This is a genomic window from Corallococcus praedator (assembly GCF_003612125.1).
GTDB lineage: Bacteria > Myxococcota > Myxococcia > Myxococcales > Myxococcaceae > Corallococcus > Corallococcus praedator.
The window spans coordinates 1-1,447 of record NZ_RAWI01000745.1; the positions used below are offsets into that span (position 1 = coordinate 1).

Genomic DNA, 1,447 nt, shown 5'->3' on the forward strand with positions numbered 1-1,447 from the left:
GTCCTGTCTCCCAGCCGCCCGTGGCGGGTCCGGTGGCCGCGCCCATGGCGGGTCCCGGCGCCGTCAACGCGCCGCGCGCGGGTCCCGGTCCCACGGCCGGGCCTGGCGCGATGCGGGGGCCGGCACCGGCGGTCCGCGCGGGGGTCGATGCCTCCGGGCGCCCCATCGCCACGCAGGCCGCGGGCCCTGGCGCGCCTCCCCGGCCGGGAGCCCCCGTCGTCGGAGCGCCCTCCGCGGCGGCCCGTCCGGTCGCGCCACCGCCGCAGCCGCCGCAGCCGCAGGATGACGGCACCACCACGGTGCCGCCCCAGGGCCAGCTCCAGCAGACCTCGCCGGTGCAGCTCTACGGGCGCATCGCGGCGGGCGAGCACACCGGCCTGCTGACGCTGGTGCTTTCGGACCGCACGCTGTCGATCCACTTCCGCAAGGGCAATCCGGAGTTCGTGGACTCGTCGCACGCGGAGGATGGGCTCGGGGCGTCGCTGATGGGGGCGCGGCTCCTGACGGCCGAACAGCTCCAGCAGGCGGAGGGCTCGCGGGAGCGCTTCGGCGGGGACCTGCTCGCGGCGCTCTTCGGGTTGGGCATCCTCCAGCCGGCCACGGCCTTCACGCAGCTGGCGCAGCGGGGCCTGGGCATCCTGGGCAAGGCGCTGCGCGCGGAGTCCGGCACCTTCACCTTCGAGGCGCGCGACCTGCCTTCGGCGAAGGCGATGCCGCTGGGCAACCGCTGGGCCGTGCTCAGCGACCAGGTGCGCCGCATCCCGACGACGGACCTCAAGCGCCGGCTCAACCACGTCCTCGCGCTGCCCATCATGAAGTCCGGGGGACGCGTGGCGGCCAGTGACCTGCGCCTGACGCCGCATGAGGTGCGCGCGCTCGCGTTCATCGACGGCGTGCGTTCGCTGGGGCAGCTGCTCCAGGACGTCCCGCAGGACGCGGATCACCTGCTGCGCCTCGCGTTCCTGCTCAAGGAGCTGAACGCGGTGTCGTTCGCGGCGCCCGCGCGCACGCAGGCGGCGCCCCCGCCTCCGTCCGCCGCGGGTCCCACGGCCGCCGCCGCGAGGCCCGCCAGTGCCGTTCCGCCGCAAGGCGCGGCCCCCGGTGGAGCACCCGCCGCCGCGCAGCCCGGAGCACCCACGAGGCCTGGAGCCCCGGTCGCCGGTCCTGGTGCGCCTGGCGCGGGTCCTGGCGCGCATGGGGCTGGTCCGGGTGTCCCTGTCGCCGGTCCCGGTGCGCCCATCGCGGGTCCTGGTGCTTCCGGCATTGCTCCCGGTGCGCCCATCGCCGGCCCAGGTATCCCCGTCGCGGGCCCTGGCGGATCCGGCGCCGCGCCCGGTGTACCCATCGCCGGTCCGGGTGCGCCCACGGCGGGCCCTGGCGCGGCGCCCCGTCCCGCTGGCGCGGCCCCCACGGCGGGTCCCGGAGCCGCGCCCCGTCCGACGGGAGC

1 protein-coding gene is annotated in these 1,447 nt (G+C 77.7%); it reads left to right on the forward strand.

Annotation, left to right across the window (positions count from 1 at the left end; all coding sequences use genetic code 11):
• Window positions 1-44: 44 nt before the first annotated feature.
• Window positions 45-1,447, forward strand: a 1,403-nt coding sequence (locus D7Y13_RS48500) for a DUF4388 domain-containing protein (RefSeq protein WP_341870478.1), incomplete at its 3' end; no start/stop codon positions are given.